Origin of the sequence: Microbacterium sp. (genome assembly GCF_036566905.1) — a bacterium.
In the GTDB taxonomy this organism is placed as follows: domain Bacteria; phylum Actinomycetota; class Actinomycetes; order Actinomycetales; family Microbacteriaceae; genus Microbacterium.
In genome coordinates this window covers 1-15,084 of sequence record NZ_DATCVK010000026.1, presented here as the reverse complement: position 1 = coordinate 15,084, position 15,084 = coordinate 1, and the positions used below count along the sequence as shown (strand labels likewise).

Here is a 15,084-nt window from a genome sequence, read left to right as displayed (position 1 = left end):
AGTCCGAACGCACGTCAACTACTCCGGAGACCGTGCACTCCCGAGACGGCGACCAGTCCGAATGGAGCTTTCCCGATGTCCATCGATGTTCTTGATCACGCGCTCGGCGTGGCGGCCGGCGATCGGCTCGATACCATCCGCGGCGCCCGCACCGACACGCGCGCCAACGCGCAGCGCAGTTACGATGCGATCTTCAGCCCGGCCGTGGGCAATGGCCTCTCCGTCGCGGAGCGCCTGGCTCTGGCCGTCGTCATCTCACGGTGGCACGGCGAGACGCCCCTGTCGACGCACTACGAGTCGGAGTTCTCGCGGGCCGAACCCTCTCCCGACATGATCGCGGCACTTCGCGAGATCTCCGCGGCCGGCACCACGTCGGGGCCCTACGGCGTGTACCGCGAAGCGGGCCTCGCCGGTGAATCGGTCGAGGGACTCCACTTCGTCGTGCCGGACGCTCCCCGCGCCGTCGTCGGCGACGAACTCAGCGCGCTCATCGAGCACGTGCACCTGTTGGTCTTCCGGCCCCGCGAGGCGAGCGCGGAAGCGCTGCAGATGCTCCTCGACGAGGGGTGGACCACGACCGACCTGGTGTGCGCGTCGCAGCTGGTCGCCTTTCTCTCGTTCCAGATCCGCTACGCGACCGGCCTCGCCGTGCTGCGCACCTCGATGGAGTCGAAATGACCACCGATCTCGATGACCTGCAGGAAGAGCACGTGCTGTCCACCGTCGACCTGGAGGGGCCGGACCGGTTCACCCAGGACGGTCTCGGCTGGACTCCCTGGCTTGCCCCGCTGCCGGTGGAAGAGTTCGAGGACCGGCACTGGGCGGGGGTGGTGGAGCGCGACCGCGCCAAGATGCCTTACTTCGCGCTGCTGGCCCGCGAGCCCGAGATCCTCGCCGCTCGCACGCTGACCGACTTCGACATCTTCCAGAACCCCGACGGCGGGCTTCCGTTCGCCGAGCGCGAACTGTCCGCCGCCGCGGCGTCTCGGGTGAACGGCTGCGTGTTCTGCGCGTCGGTCCATGCCAGCGCCGCGACCCGGCTCTCCGGTCGAGAGGCCGACGTCCAGGAACTCCTGGACCACGGCACGTCCGCGGCCGTCGACGAGCGTTGGGACGCTCTTATCGAGACGGCACGGGCACTCACGGTCACGCCGTCGGAGTTCTCGGCCGCTCACATCGACCGGCTGCACGCGCTCGGACTCACCGACCTCGATATCGCCGACGTCATCGCGGGGGCAGCCTTCTTCAATTGGGCCAACCGTCTCATGCTCTCCCTCGGCGAACCGACGATCCCGCGTCGGCGGCGCGCCTGACCCGTCCGTGCCAACACCACCCACCCCTCACCCGAACCCCAGAAGCGAGAACCCCATGGCATCTTCTTCCGACCGTCCCCTCGGGCGACGCGCGCGACGGCCGCTTGCCGCCGTCGCCGCCGTCCTGAGCACAGCAGTCCTGCTGTCCGCCTGCGCCGGTGGCTCCGAAGGCGCTGCGTCGTCCGGCGACCCGCAGTCCGGCGGCACGCTGATCTACCTCGAGCCTGACGCGTACGCGAGCCTTTACACCCCTGCGGCGGGTTTCTATCCGAACGGAGCGCTGGTCAACAACATCACGGACCGGCTCGTGTGGCAGGATCCCGAGACGCTCGAGTTTGAGCCCTGGCTGGCCACAGAGTGGGAGGTGAACGACGACGCCACCGAGTACACGTTTACGCTGCGCGACGACGTGACCTTCTCGGATGGGTCCGCGCTGGACGCGGCGATCGTCGCGAAGAACTTCGATCTGTACGGACTCGGCGACCCCGAACGCGCGCTTCCTGTCTCCGAAGCCGTCAACAACTACGAGAGCAGCGAGGTGGTCGACGAGAACACGGTGAGGTTCCACTTCTCCGCGCCGTCGCCGGGGTTCCTCCAGGCGACGTCGACGATCACGTCCGGGATCATGTCGTCCGAGACGCTGGACCGTGACTTCGAAGGCTTCGCGGCGGGCTCGGGCACCGAGATCATCGGATCGGGACCCTTCGTCATTGCAAGCGAGGAGCTCGGGACCTCGGTCACCCTGCAGGCGCGCGAAGACTACGCCTGGGCGCCACCGGACTTCGAGAACCAGGGCCGGCCGTACGTGGACGAGGTCCAGATCGTGATCACCCCGGAAAGCAGCGTGCGCGTCGGCTCACTGCTGTCGGGACAGGGGCAGGTCGCTCGCAAGATCGAACCGCAGGACGAGGCGCAGGTTGCTCATGCGCCCGGATTCACCGTCGACGGCCCGCAGACGAACGGCGTGAACAACGCACTGAATCTTCGATTCATGGCTGGGCCCATCGACGACCTCCGGGTGCGCCAGGCGATCATTGCCGCGGTCGACCGCCCGGGGCTGATCGACAGCCTCTTCACCGACAACTATCCGCTCGCGACCTCGGTGCTCTCGAGCACCGCCCTCGGGTACCTCGACACGTCGGATTACTTCAGCTTCGACCCGGACCGCGCTGTCGAGCTGCTCGAGGAGGCCGGGTGGACCGAGGGTTCAGACGGCATCCGCGAGAAGGACGGCGCACGGCTGTCGTTCACGACCGCCGAAGCTTTGGCGCAACCGCGCTCGTTCGATTTGCTCACTTCCGTCGCCCAGCAGTTGGCTGAGGTCGGTATAGAGATGAACATCCTGCGCGCCACCTCCGGCGACTACGCGGTGGCACTGCAGGACGCCAGCCGCGCGCAGGGCGCGCACTCGATGGTGGGCAGGGCCGACCTTGACGTGATCAAGAGCATGTACTTCTCGCGCAACCGCAACATCCTGCTCAACCGCAACCCGGCCGACGGCACTATTGCCGACCCCCAGCTGGATGCGCTGCTGCAGGACGTCGCCAGCGAGCCCGATCCCGCGGCGCGCGTCGCGGCGAGCCAGGCCGCGCAGGTCTACCTCGCCGAGAACGCCTACGTGCTCCCGTTCTTCGAGGAGCCGCAGACCTATGGGATCGCGGACGCGGTCCACGGAATGACCTACGAAGCGGTCGCCCGCCCGCTGTTTTCCCAGCTGTACCTCGCCGATTGACCCGCTTCGTGCGGGGGTTCACCGGGCCCCCGCACGGAGGTCGATGCCTCGGAAGGGAACATCATGAGATACGTCGCACATCGACTCGGACAGGCCGTGATTGTCCTCGCGATCGCGTTCACCGCGTCGTTCATCCTGCTGCAGGCGCTCCCCGGCGATGCGCTGGTGATCCGGTTCGAGAGCCCGGAGGCGGGTCTCGGTCCTGAAGAGGTCGCCCGGCTGCGGGAATCGCTCGGCGCCGACACCCCGCTGTGGCAGCAGTATCTGCAGACGCTCGGCGGCTTCCTTCGTGGCGACTTCGGCTACTCGGTGCAGTCGGGGACGGCGGTCAGCACGATCATCGGCGCCGCGCTGCCCAGCACGCTCGTGCTCGCTGCGACGGCCTTCATCGTCGCCACGATCCTCGCGATCGTGCTGGCAGGCCTGACGCAGCTGCCCGGGTTCCCGGGTCTGAGCCGGTTGCTGCGCTCGCTGCCGTCCCTGTTCATCTCGATCCCCGTGTTCTGGCTGGGCATCGTGCTGGTGCAGGTGTTCTCGTTCCGTCTCGGCTGGGTATCGATCATCAACCCGGACCCTATCGAGGGTCTGATCCTGCCGGTTCTCGCCCTGGCGGTGCCGATCTCGGCGCCGATCGCGCAGGTGCTGATCCGGGCCATCGACGACGTCCGGGCGCAGCCGTTCATCGAAGTCGTGCGGTCGCGCGGCGCATCGGATTGGTGGGTGATCACGCGCAACGTCCCCCGCAATGCCGTGCTCCCCGCGCTCACCATGGCCGGCCTGCTGTTCGGCGAACTCATCGGGGGTGCCGTGATCACTGAGACGGTGTTCGGCCGCGCCGGGATCGGACGGGTGACGGAGCAGGCCGTCGCGGCCCAGGACGCACCCGTGCTGCAGGCGGTCGTCGTGATCTCGGCGACTGTCTTCGTGGTCATCAATCTGATCGTCGATCTCTCCTACCCGCTCCTCGACCCGCGTCTGTCCACGAAGGGAGCACGCCGGTGACCGAGAAGATGCTCATGGGGTCGGCCACCCCGATCGCGCCGCTGGGGGTCCGAGCCAGGACGAGGCGGGCCAGCCGTTTCACCCGCGAGATGCGCTCGCCTGGCATGCTCGCGCTGGCGGCGGCGCTGCTCACGTTGCTGGTGGCGCTCAGCTGGGCCCTCGCGCCCCATGCGTTCGCGCCGGGCGACCCGGCGGCGGGAAGCCTCTCCCAGGCGCTCCAGCCGCCATCGGCTGCCCACGTCTTCGGTACCGACCCGACGGGACGCGACGTGTACACCCGCGTTGTCCATGGTGCCGGCTACACGCTCTTCAGCGCCCTGTGCGCCGTCACCCTGGGCATGGTGGTGGGAACCCTCATCGGGCTCCTCTCTGGCGCCGGCCCGCGATGGCTGGACACGACGCTGATGCGACTGGTCGACGTTCTGCTGTCGATCCCCGGGCTGCTGCTGTCGCTCAGCATCATCATCCTTCTCGGTTTCGGCCTGCTCCAGATCGCCGTCGCCGTCGCCATCACCAGCGTCGCGGCCTTCGCGAGACTCGTCCGCGGCGAAGTAATCCGCGTCCGCACCGCCGACTTCGTCGAGGCCGCCTACGCCAGCGGGGGCACCTTCAGGACGGTACTGTTCCGCCACATCCTTCCGAACTCGCTCGCGCCGGTGTTCGCGATGGCGGCGCTGCAGTTCGGTACCGCGATCCTCGCGATCTCGGCCCTCGGCTTCCTCGGCTACGGCGCACCACCGCCGACGCCAGAGTGGGGTCTCATGATCGCCGAGGGGCGCGATTATGTGGCGACAGCGTGGTGGCTGACGACGATCCCTGGGGCGATCGTGGTGCTCGTCGTGCTGTCAGCCAACCGCCTGTCTTCCGCCATCTCCGAGAGGAACTCCCGATGACCACACGTTCAATCGGACCACGATGGGATGACGCCGCACCGGCCGTGCAGGTCGAGAACCTGTCCATCGCCTACCGATTGCGGGGCGATGAGTCCACAGCGGTGCGCGACGTGTCGTTCCGCCTTGCGCGGGGCGAGACCCTTGCCCTCGTGGGAGAGTCGGGCTCGGGCAAGACGACGACGGCGCAGGCGGTCATCGGGCTGCTTGCGTCCAACGGGCGAGTGGTCGAAGGCTCGATCGCGCTCGGCGGTCAGGATGTCACGTCGTGGAATCAGCGCCAGTGGCGGGCGTTCCACGGCCGGCATGTCGCCCTCGTCCCGCAAGATCCGCACAATTCGCTGAACCCCGTCAAGCGCATCGGCGACAGTCTGTCGGAGGCCATGCGCATCCACCGGGCCGGCGATGGGCCGACGATCCGGCGACGCGTCCTCGAGCTGCTCGAGCGCGTCGACATCCCGGATCCAGAGGTGCGCGCACGACAGTACCCCCACCAGCTCAGCGGCGGGATGAAGCAGCGCGTCCTCATCGCGAGCGCGATCGCGCTCCGTCCCGCGCTCATCGTGGCAGACGAGGCCACGAGCGCGCTGGACGTGACCGTGCAGAAGACCATCCTCGACCTCATCGACGAGCTGCGCCGCGAGGACGGCACGTCGGTCATGCTCGTCACGCACGACCTCGCGGTGGCCGCCGATCGCACCTCGGAGGTGCTGGTGATGAAGGCCGGGCAAGTCCAGGAGCAGGGGCGGACAGCATCCGTTCTTGCCGCTCCGACGGCCGCCTACACCCGCCAGCTCGTGGATGATGCCCCGGCATTGGCTGAGGCGGTGCGTTCGAGCGATGAGGTGCATCGACAGCTGGCGGAGCCGGCGCACGCGGACGCCCTGATCTCGGTCCGCAACGTCGTGAAGGAGTTTGCCGTGCCTGGCCGTCGCGGCCCGTTGCGTGCGGTCGACGATGTGAGCTTCGATGTCCGGCGTGGCATGACCCATGCCCTGGTCGGCGAGTCCGGTTCGGGCAAGTCGACGATCGCCCGCATGGTCATGGGCTTCGAGCGGGCGACGTCCGGGCACGTGACAGTCGGAGAAACCGACATCTCATCCCTGCGCGGAGCAGCTTTGCGCGAGGCGCGGCGGCGTTTGCAGATGGTCTATCAGAACCCCTTCTCGAGCCTTGACCCGCGACAATCCATTCGCTCCATCGTCGAGGAGCCGCTGCGCAACTACGGCATCGGTTCGCGTGCCGAGCGGGCGCAGCGCGCGCGCGAGGCGCTGGAGTGCGTGGCTCTCCCCGCGGCAGTCGCGAACCGCCGCGCGCGAGAGCTATCGGGCGGTCAGCGACAGCGGGTGGCGATCGCACGCGCGCTTGTGCTGGATCCCACGGTGATGGTGCTCGACGAGGCGGTGTCGGCGCTCGACGTCACCGTCCAGGCGGGCATCCTGGACCTGCTCGCCGGCATCCAGCAACAGTTCGGTACCACCTATCTGTTCATCTCGCACGATCTCGCCGTCGTGCGCCAGGTCGCCCAGACCGTCACGGTGCTGCGCCGCGGGGTGCTCATCGAGTCCGGCGTGACCGAGGACATCTTCGCCGACCCCGCCGACCCCTACACGATCGCCCTCCTCGAGGCGATCCCCGGACACGCGGTCACGGTCGCGTGACCACCAGGAAGGATGCCATGAGCGCCGAGGGGACCATTACCGTGTACGGCACCAAGTGGTGCAGCGACTGCACGCGTGCGCGTCAGCAGCTGACCCGAGCCGGTGTGCCCTTCACGGACATCGACATCGAAGACGACTCGGCCGCGGCCGGCGTCGCCGCGGCCATTTCGGGGAGTCGTAGGATTCCGGTCGTCGTCCTCCCGAACGGGGAGGTCCTCGTGGAGCCGTCGCACCACGAGCTCGCCGACGCGTTGGCGGTCTGAAACATCCGAGCCGCCACCCCGGATCATCGCCCGGTCTGGGTGCTGAGGGCGTGCCCTCGCCGCCGCACGGCGTCGCAGCCGAGGCTGCGCCTCAGCCGCTGAACTCCGCGGGGTGCGGACCGCACCTTCGAGGTGAGGAACAGCTCGTCACGGGCGAGGCCGGATGTGGCGATGGCGCGGCCCACGCCCGCTTCGTTTCCGTAGATCGCTGCGGTGTCGATGCTGCGGTAGCCCGCCTCAAGAGCAGCGGCGACCGCGGTGCTGGTCTGATCGTCGGGGATTTGGAAGACTCCGAAGCCCAGTTGCGGGATCGTGACGCCGTTGTTCAACGTGATCGTGGGGATGGTGGGTGCGGTTGTCATCGGGGTTGCCTTTCGTCGGTGGGACGGAGTCGACTGCCGAGGGCAGAGGTCAGTTCGCGGTAACGGCGTCCCGCTGCGCGTCAGCGCCCGCGGCGTCGGCGGCGGGCTGGTGAGTAGTGTTGCGGCGGGCGCTCGCGGCGGCGAAGGCCATCACGAGGAAGGCCGCGGCGGTGATGATCGCGCCGATCCATATCGGCGAGGTGTAGCCGAAGCCCGCGGCGATGCCGAGGCCGCCGGCCCATGCGCCGAGAGCGTTGCCGACGTTGAACGCGCCGATGTTCGCGCCGGAGGCGAGCGTGGGTGCTTGGCCGGCGTAGTTCATGGTGCGGGCCTGAAGGCCGGGAACGGTGCCGAAGCCGAATCCGCCCATGAGGAACAGTCCGATGATCGTGGCGATGCCGGAGGCCGCGAAGGTGGCGAAGAGCGCCAGGATCACGACGAGAGCGCCGATGAAGACCAGCAGCGTGCCATCGATGGAGCGGTCGGCGAAGCGGCCGCCCAGCCAGTTGCCGATGACGAGCCCGGCGCCGAAGAGTACGAGCAGCCACGGGACGGCGCCGGTGGCGAACCCGCTGACCTCGGTGAGGGTGTACGCGATGTAGGTGAATGCGCCGAACATCCCGCCGAAGCCGAGGATGGTGACGATGAGGGACAGCCACACCTGGCCGGAGCGGAACGCGGCGAGCTCCCTGCGGAGGCTGACCTTCTCTTCGGGGCTGTGCAGCTTCGGGACGAGTGCGGCGATGCCGATGAGCGCGAGTACGCCGATCGCGGAGATGACCCAGAAGGTCGAACGCCATCCGAAGTTCTGGCCGAGGAAGGTGCCGAACGGGACGCCGAACACGTTCGCGGCGGTGAGACCGGTGAACATGATGGCGATCGCGCCGGCCTTCTTCTCGGGGGCGACCAGGCTCGCGGCGACGACGGAGCCGATGCCGAAGAAGGCGCCGTGGCTGAGTGCGGCGATGATGCGCCCGATCATCGCGACGCCGTAGTCGCCCGCGAGTGCGGTGACGACGTTACCGAGGATGAACAGCACGATCAGGCTGAGCAGCACCGGCTTTCGTGGCAGCTGCGTAGTCGCAGCCGTGAGCACAAGGGCGCCGACGACGACGCTGAGGGCATATCCGGAGATCAGCCACCCGGCAGCGGCCTCAGAGACGCCGAAGTCGGCGGCGACCTCGGGCAGTAGGCCCATGATGACGAACTCGGTAAGTCCGATGCCGAACGCGCCGAGGGCGAGGGCGATCAGTCCTAGAGGCATGAGGGGTCTCCTGTTACACTGGACGGATAGTTGCACGCGCTTGATATTGCATGAGCGGGATTATCATTGCACACGCAAGTATGCCGCGCAAGCAAGTATTTCTGGGAGGTGTGGTCGATGGGTATCGCTGATGATGCCGTGGAGATCCGTGCGCGCGGATGGCGGACGCTGGCAGCACTGCACGGGTTGATCGAAGCCGAGCTGGAACGGGCGCTGACGGCGGTGCAGCTGTCGGTGGTGGAGTACACGGTGCTCGATGCCCTGGACCGTCAGGACGGCTGGCACATGCGGATGCAGCAGCTGGCTCGGGCTGCGGCCCTTAGTCCGAGCGCGACGACGCGGCTGGTGAACCGGCTAGAGGATCGGGGACTCTTGACCCGGGTGCTGTGCGCTGACGACCGCCGAGGCATCTACACCGAACTCACTTCGCCTGGTCAGGCGCTCTACGAGCAGGCACGGCCGATCCACGATCAGACCCTCGAGCGAGTGCTGGCGGATGCCGCTACGACACCAGAGTTGGCCCCCGTCGTGGAGGCGCTGCACGGTGTCGCGCTTCCCGCGCTCACCGGACCCTGACGGGGAGTGGGCGCGGTCATCCTGAGGACGTGCTCGGATCGCGTCCCGTCCGCTCCCGAAGCAAAATGGGCATGGTGAGCCGTCCGAGCCTGGATCACCTGCGCACGTTTGTGACCGTGTAGGGGGTCGGTGACGGGTGTAGCAGAGCCGCTCAATGATCCTCCAGCACGGGTGATGCCAGCTGTGGTACCGAGTCGCTGCTTTCTGCCTGCCACCGTGTGTCAGGCGGGAGTGGATGCCGCCATCGAGGCTGTGACGGCCGAACGGTGTTCGTGAACCAGACGCCATACGCGCTCACGCGTGAACGGCTTCCGTGGCTCCGAAGGTGCGGATGGTCGTGGGCGCCGAAGAGAACGCCGCCGCGATCGTGCGGGACGGATCCTGGGCACAACTGACCGATGGGGGCAGCCTTGGGCCACCGTCGCTGGCCGGAGGTGGGTTCACAGCGGAGATCGCACGAAGTTGCGGAGCCGGGTTCTGTTTGGGCGGCACACCACACGACGCGGAACTTGTCACAGCGCATCTCTCGCGCCGAAACCCAGGGGAAACAACCGGCGGGCACGATTCTCGTATGGATCACTTGTCAGACAGCTGGACAGCTCAACCGGGGGGCCGGGTCGGTGCGGTCGAGTACGTGCTGCGGGATCTGCGGGAGGCCATCATTGCCGGAGTCGTGCAGGTCGGTGATCGGCTGCCGTCGGAGCAGGCTCTCGCCGCGCGGTATGGGGTGTCCCGCGCGGTGATCCGGGAGGTGTTAAGGGTGCTCGAGACCCGTGGCATGACAGTCACTCGCACTGGACGAGGCACGTTCGTCGCCGCTCGGGAACCGGCACGCGAGCTGAAGTTCGGCGACTACTCGGCAGCGGACCTGATGGAGGCTCGACCGCACATCGAAGTCGCGGCGGCGGGGCTCGCAGCGGTGCGGCGCAGCGAGGACCAGATCGGGAAACTGCAGGAGCTGCAGGAGCGGATGGAAGTCGAACAGGACGCGGCGAAGTGGGTGGAGTTCGACTCCGCGCTCCATGCTGCGATCGCAGCGGCCTCCGGCAATCCGGTGTTTGCAGATGTGCTCGATCACATCCGGTTCGCGCTTGCGCACCAGTCCAGTGTGATCAACCTCACCCCGGGCCGTCGGACGCAGTCCGACAGTGAGCATCGCGCGATCATTGCCGCGATCGCCCGCGGCTCAGTCGTGGAGGCGGAGGACAGCATGAGCTTCCACCTCGATCAGGTGAGGGAGGTGCTGCTCGATCTCACCGTGCTCGACGAACGGCGCTGACGGAGTCGCCCTGAGTCGAGTGGTCACTGTGCACCACCCTCCGAAAGGCAACTGACATGACCGACAACAACCCCGTCCAGAAGCTGGACCTTGAGGACGCACTCGAGAACGAGCGGGAACTCACTGGCGATCGCACCGAGGCGGTGCAGGACTTCTCAAGTGAGGAAGCCGGATACCACAAGGCACTCCGCCCCCGTCAGATTCAGATGATCGCGATCGGCGGTGCGATCGGCACCGGCCTGTTCATGGGTGCCGGTGGCCGGCTCGCCTCCAGCGGCCCGGCCTTGATCCTCGTGTACGCGGTGTGCGGGTTCTTTGCGTTCCTCATCCTCCGCGCGCTCGGTGAACTCGTGCTGCATCGACCAAGTTCCGGCTCGTTCATCTCCTACGCGCGGGAGTTCTACGGAGAGAAGCTGGCCTTCGGCGCCGGCTGGCTGTATTTCCTGAACTGGGCCATGACCTCCATTGTCGACGTCACTGCGGCCGCGTTGTATGTGAAGTTCTGGGCGCAGTATTGGGAACCGCTGCAGCAGATCCCACAGTGGGTGATCGCTCTTGTCGCGCTGGTCGTGGTGCTGTCGCTGAACCTCGTGAGCGTGAAGTTGTTCGGTGAGATGGAGTTCTGGTTCGCGCTCATCAAGGTCGCGGCACTCGTCATCTTCCTGATCGTCGGAACGTGCTTCATCGTCTTCAACGGTTCGACCGATGTCGGCGCAACCGGATTCACGGTGATCGCCGAGAACGGCGGCATGTTCCCTATGGGCTTCGTCGCGCCACTTCTCGCGATCAGCGGGGTCGTGTTCGCGTATGCCGGAATCGAGCTCGTCGGAACCGCGGCGGGGGAGACCGCGAACCCGGAGAAGGTGATGCCGAAAGCGATCAACACCGTCGTGCTGAGAATCGCGATCTTCTACGTTGGATCGATCCTGCTGCTGTCGCTGCTGCTGCCGTTCGACATCTACCAGGCCGGTCAGTCACCGTTCGTGACGTTCTTCACCCACATCGGATCCCCCGAGACCGGCGCAATCGCGGGCTCGGTGATGAACTTCGTTGTCCTCACTGCGGCGCTCTCCAGTCTCAACGCGGGCTTGTATTCCACCGGTCGGATCCTGCGCTCCATGTCGGTCAACGGGTCAGCGCCCGCCTTCACGGCGGCGATGAGCAAGAGCGGGGTGCCGTACGGCGGCATCCTGCTCACTGCCCTCATCACTCTCCTCGGCGTCGGCATCAACGCGCTCTGGCCGTCGCAAGCCTTCGAGATCGTCCTCGAGATCTCCGCGCTCGGGATCATCGGTGGCTGGGCTACCATCATCCTCTGCCAGATGAAGCTGAGAAAGTGGGCGTTGGAAGGCAAACTCACGCGGCCCGCGTTCCGACTGTTCGGAGCGCCATACACGTCCTACCTGACGCTGGCGTTCCTCGCATTCGTGCTCGTCACAATGGGCTTCTCCGAGACGGGAAGATGGGTGCTCGCGTCCCTGGTCGTACTGATTCCCGCCCTCATCGTCGGCTGGTTCGCAGCACGCGGCAAGATCCAAGCTGCGGCGCGTGCACGGGAGGGGTTCACCGGCGCCCACCCGGTTATTGCGACACGCCCCGCGACGGAGGCGCTCCGAAACCGGGACTGAAGTGGGTCCGGGGCGAGCGAGCGAGAGCTCGCCCCGGACCGCCCAGCCGGATCGTCGAGGTGTCCGATGAACCAGCCCGGGCTATCATCCGACGACCGGTGCCCGACTTGCCGCGACAACGTCGAATGGCTCCCACGATGCGCCCGGTTCGCTGACGATCGCGTCGTCTGCCCGACCAACGGTGAATGGGGAACTCCCGCCCTTGCAGCGAGATGTACCCGGTGACAAGGGGCCAGCATGCCCGGACGGCGCTCTCGTGGACGAGGCGGGGAGCCGGCATGACCGAGCGGCATCGTGAGCTGGGGCAGCCGCGGCATTAACGGCGCTGATGCCTCTCTGGCCCGCCTGCAGGACGGCGGGCCGACTTCTCACCCTCAGTAAACCGGAGAAACCATCGGGACTAGCAGAAGGTGTGCATGACGTCGGGCTTGAGGGCTGTTGGGATCTGAGTCGCGAGGGGAAGCAGCCTTGTACGATGACCAACAGAGATCGGGTGGTCCATCTCATGAACGGGGGCATCCGATGGCACGGCGGCGGGATCTTGCGGAGGTCCTCGACACGGCATCCGCTCTCCTGGCAGAGGAGGGCTTGGACGGGTTGACCCTGCGGGCGATCGCCCGTCGCATGGACGCCCACCTGAACTCCGTCTCGTTCCAGGTTAAGACGAAGGGGCGCCTGCTCGAGCTGCTCTCCGATCGGATGCTCGCCGATGTGCGGCTGGATGGGCTGCCCGCTGCTCCTCGCGCTCGTGCCTCCGAGATCGCGGCGCGATATCGGCGCGTGTTGCTCTCGCGGCGCGACGGGGCTCGGCTGATGGCGGGCACATCGGCGATCGAGCAGCACACCCTCGCGATCGGCGAGGCGCTGATCGGTGCGCTTCTCGATGGTGGAGCCGACCCCGTCACCGCCACGAGGACGTTCTGGTCCATGTCGTACCTCATCCTCGGGGCGGTGCAGGAGGAGCAGGGCGCGGATCCGTCCGCAGGCGAGCGATTGGAAGCCGCGTTGGCTGCCGGGTCCTTCCCCGTGCTGACGCGGGTGGAAGGATCCCTCGTCGACGACTCCTTCGACGCGCGGTTCACTTTCGCGATGGATGCGCTTCTCGACGCGGCTGGACTGCCCGTCGCCTGATCGGTCAGCGCGGCACGGCGATCACCACGTCAACCTCGATCAGGGCACCGGGGATGCCGAGGACGGCGACACCGATCAGGGTGCTCGCTGGCACGGGCGAGGTCCCGTCACGGAGGTTGTCGAACACGACGGAGAGCATGCTCGGCTCCCAGTCGACGATGTACAGCGTCTCCTTGACGATTGCCGATCGCTGGACGCCGAGGGAGGCCAGAAGTACGTCGATGTTCGCGGCCACTTGCCGGGTTTGAGCGCCGAGGTCATCGCCGACGAGTTCCAGGCTCGCGTCCCAGGCGACCTGGCCCGAGCAGAATACGAGGTCGACGTCCTTCGGCGCGACGACCTGCGAGATGAGGTGCGGGATCGACGGAGCGCCGTCGGGCTCGATGCGGGTGATGTTCATGTCTTCCTCGATTCGATGGGATGGACGGTTCAGGTGGATGCGACGACGTCGAACGTGGGAGCCGTGCGGAAGGAGCGCACGGCGGCGATGACCTCCGCCTCGGTGGGGTTTTCGGCGGCCCAGGCGACGTATCCATCCGGACGCACAAGGACCGCGGGGCCGTCGGGGCGCGACGCCGTGACGATGCCAACGGCCGCCGCATCGGCGGCCAGCGTCGCACCGATCTCGCTCGAGACGATCAGGAGCGCGGCGCCGGCGCGTGTCGCAGCATCCAACTCTTCGGTGATGATGCGGTGCCCCACGAGCGAATGCGCGCCGTCCTTGGCCGGATAGGCGACCGCCAGGCCCGACAACCGCTGGGCGAGTAGGCGGGACAGCTGCGGGTCGGCGGCGATGAGTTCGTTCATCAAGCCGCGCAGCTCGCGGGCGTCAGGCAGGAAGGCCGCCAGCAGAACCGTCTGCGCCTGAGTGTGGCGCAAGAGGTCGGCGCCGACTGCGCGACGCTCGCTCGCGTAGTCGTCGAGGACCGTGTCATCTGCCCAGCCCGCTACAACGTCGGCGAGGCGCCAGCCCAGTGCATGCGCATCCTGGATGCCGACGTTCATACCCACGCCGCCGGCGGGGAAGTGCATGTGCGCGGCATCACCCGCCAGCTGCACCCGACCGAGCCGATATCGTTCGGCCAGTCGTGCGGCATTTCCGAACCGGGAGATCCACTGCGGCGAGTGCATGGCGTAGTCCGAGCCCACGACGGCGACGACACTCTCGCGAAACTCTTCGAACGTGAGATCGTGATCCATCGGCGCGCTTCGCGCCGGGTCGATCCCGACGATGCGGTGGATGCCGCCTGCCATCGGCACGATCATCAGTTGTCCCGTCGGCCCCGAATGGGTAACCACACCCTGCGGGGGTGCGTCCAGGATGACGTCGCCCAGCATGCCGTAGAGCGTGGCCGATGTTCCGGGGAATCCGATGCCTGCGGCCTTTCGCACCGTGCTGCGCGACCCATCGCAGCCGACGAGATAGGCGGTCTCGATCGCGTAGGAGTCATCCACGGTCTCGACCTGCACCGTGACGCCGTCGACGCGGATGTCGATGGCGGTGACGCGATGCCCACGACGCAGGTCTACCTCGAGCGAGAGCGCGTGGTCCTCGAGCAGCTGCTCTGTGTGCGCCTGGGGCTGCAGGAGGGTGAAGGGGAATGCCGTGTCGAGCGCCGAGAAGTCGAGCCGCTGCTCGAGTCCGCCGAAGTGGCCGGTGGGTACTTGCGGGCCGCCGGCGAGGACACGCTCGGCAAGTCCGCGCTGCGCGAAAATCTCAATCGTGCGGGGGTGGATGGTCAGTGCCTTCGAGTGCGGCGAGATCGACTCGCGTTGCTCGAGGACGATGACAGGAACGGCGCGCAGGCGTAGTTCGGCCGCGAGCCAGAGGCCCACGGGTCCCGCGCCCACGATGACGACAGGATGCATTGCTTACCGGCTTTCTTGATCGTTGACCAAGTCAGTTGGTCAGTGATCAAGATAGGCATCGGCGGGGCGTTTCCGAACATGCGCAACGGGATCGTTACATCCGGAAACCAGCCC

The 15,084-nt window shown here is 67.1% G+C and carries 14 protein-coding genes and 1 pseudogene; 11 read left to right on the top strand and 4 right to left on the bottom strand.

Annotated features, from left to right (window positions below; genetic code table 11):
- The first annotated feature begins 75 nt into the window (after window positions 1-75).
- From VIP82_RS02600 to VIP82_RS02570, 7 genes are all read left to right on the top strand, one after another.
- Window positions 76-678, top strand: coding sequence for a CMD domain protein (locus tag VIP82_RS02600; protein ID WP_331905729.1), 603 nt, complete (start codon window positions 76-78; stop codon window positions 676-678).
- Window positions 675-1,313, top strand: a complete 639-nt coding sequence (locus VIP82_RS02595) for an alkylhydroperoxidase domain protein (protein WP_331905728.1) — start codon at window positions 675-677, stop codon at window positions 1,311-1,313. The genes VIP82_RS02600 and VIP82_RS02595 overlap by 4 nt, the downstream gene beginning before the upstream one ends.
- 55 nt (window positions 1,314-1,368) lie before the next feature.
- Window positions 1,369-3,045 (top strand): TIGR04028 family ABC transporter substrate-binding protein, encoded by a 1,677-nt coding sequence (locus tag VIP82_RS02590; protein WP_331905727.1) that lies wholly within the window; start codon window positions 1,369-1,371, stop codon window positions 3,043-3,045.
- 63 nt (window positions 3,046-3,108) lie between these two features.
- Window positions 3,109-4,047, top strand: a complete 939-nt coding sequence (locus VIP82_RS02585; protein ID WP_331905726.1) for an ABC transporter permease — start codon at window positions 3,109-3,111, stop codon at window positions 4,045-4,047.
- Between the two features lie 89 nt (window positions 4,048-4,136).
- Entirely contained in the window at window positions 4,137-4,940 is an 804-nt protein-coding gene (locus VIP82_RS02580; protein WP_331905747.1) for an ABC transporter permease, read from the top strand.
- Window positions 4,937-6,598 carry a dipeptide ABC transporter ATP-binding protein gene (locus VIP82_RS02575; RefSeq protein ID WP_331905725.1) on the top strand — a complete coding sequence of 554 codons (1,662 nt, stop codon included), beginning with the start codon at window positions 4,937-4,939 and terminating at the stop codon, window positions 6,596-6,598. The genes VIP82_RS02580 and VIP82_RS02575 overlap by 4 nt, the downstream gene beginning before the upstream one ends.
- 17 nt (window positions 6,599-6,615) lie before the next feature.
- On the top strand, window positions 6,616-6,861 hold the full coding sequence (locus tag VIP82_RS02570; RefSeq protein WP_331905724.1) for a glutaredoxin family protein: 246 nt from the start codon (window positions 6,616-6,618) through the stop codon (window positions 6,859-6,861).
- Window positions 6,862-6,941: 80 nt separating this feature from the next.
- Here the strand turns inward: VIP82_RS02570 and VIP82_RS02565 are convergent.
- Window positions 6,942-7,223, bottom strand: a pseudogene (locus tag VIP82_RS02565) (aldo/keto reductase); the annotation flags it as partial.
- A gap of 49 nt (window positions 7,224-7,272) precedes the next feature.
- On the bottom strand, window positions 7,273-8,487 hold the full coding sequence (locus VIP82_RS02560) for an MFS transporter (RefSeq protein WP_331905723.1): 1,215 nt from the start codon (window positions 8,485-8,487) through the stop codon (window positions 7,273-7,275).
- 117 nt (window positions 8,488-8,604) lie between these two features.
- On the opposite strand from VIP82_RS02560, the gene VIP82_RS02555 reads away from it, so the two are divergent.
- The 4 genes from VIP82_RS02555 to VIP82_RS02540 all read left to right on the top strand — a co-directional run bounded on the left by VIP82_RS02555 (window position 8,605) and on the right by VIP82_RS02540 (window position 13,101).
- Entirely contained in the window at window positions 8,605-9,063 is a 459-nt protein-coding gene (locus VIP82_RS02555; RefSeq protein WP_331905722.1) for a MarR family winged helix-turn-helix transcriptional regulator, read from the top strand.
- Window positions 9,064-9,634: 571 nt separating this feature from the next.
- Entirely contained in the window at window positions 9,635-10,342 is a 708-nt protein-coding gene (locus tag VIP82_RS02550; protein ID WP_331905746.1) for a FadR/GntR family transcriptional regulator, read from the top strand.
- A gap of 56 nt (window positions 10,343-10,398) precedes the next feature.
- The gene (locus VIP82_RS02545; RefSeq protein WP_331905721.1) at window positions 10,399-11,970 is read left to right on the top strand and encodes an amino acid permease; all 1,572 of its coding nucleotides are present in this window, start codon (window positions 10,399-10,401) and stop codon (window positions 11,968-11,970) included.
- 522 nt (window positions 11,971-12,492) lie between these two features.
- Window positions 12,493-13,101 (top strand): TetR/AcrR family transcriptional regulator C-terminal domain-containing protein, encoded by a 609-nt coding sequence (locus VIP82_RS02540; RefSeq protein ID WP_331905720.1) that lies wholly within the window; start codon window positions 12,493-12,495, stop codon window positions 13,099-13,101.
- 4 nt (window positions 13,102-13,105) lie between these two features.
- On the opposite strand, the gene VIP82_RS02535 is transcribed toward VIP82_RS02540, so the two are convergent.
- Window positions 13,106-13,501 carry a RidA family protein gene (locus VIP82_RS02535; RefSeq protein WP_331905719.1) on the bottom strand — a complete coding sequence of 132 codons (396 nt, stop codon included), beginning with the start codon at window positions 13,499-13,501 and terminating at the stop codon, window positions 13,106-13,108.
- A 29-nt stretch (window positions 13,502-13,530) separates the two neighbouring features.
- Window positions 13,531-14,970, bottom strand: coding sequence for an FAD-dependent monooxygenase (locus VIP82_RS02530; protein ID WP_331905718.1), 1,440 nt, complete (start codon window positions 14,968-14,970; stop codon window positions 13,531-13,533).
- Window positions 14,971-15,084: the final 114 nt, after the last annotated feature.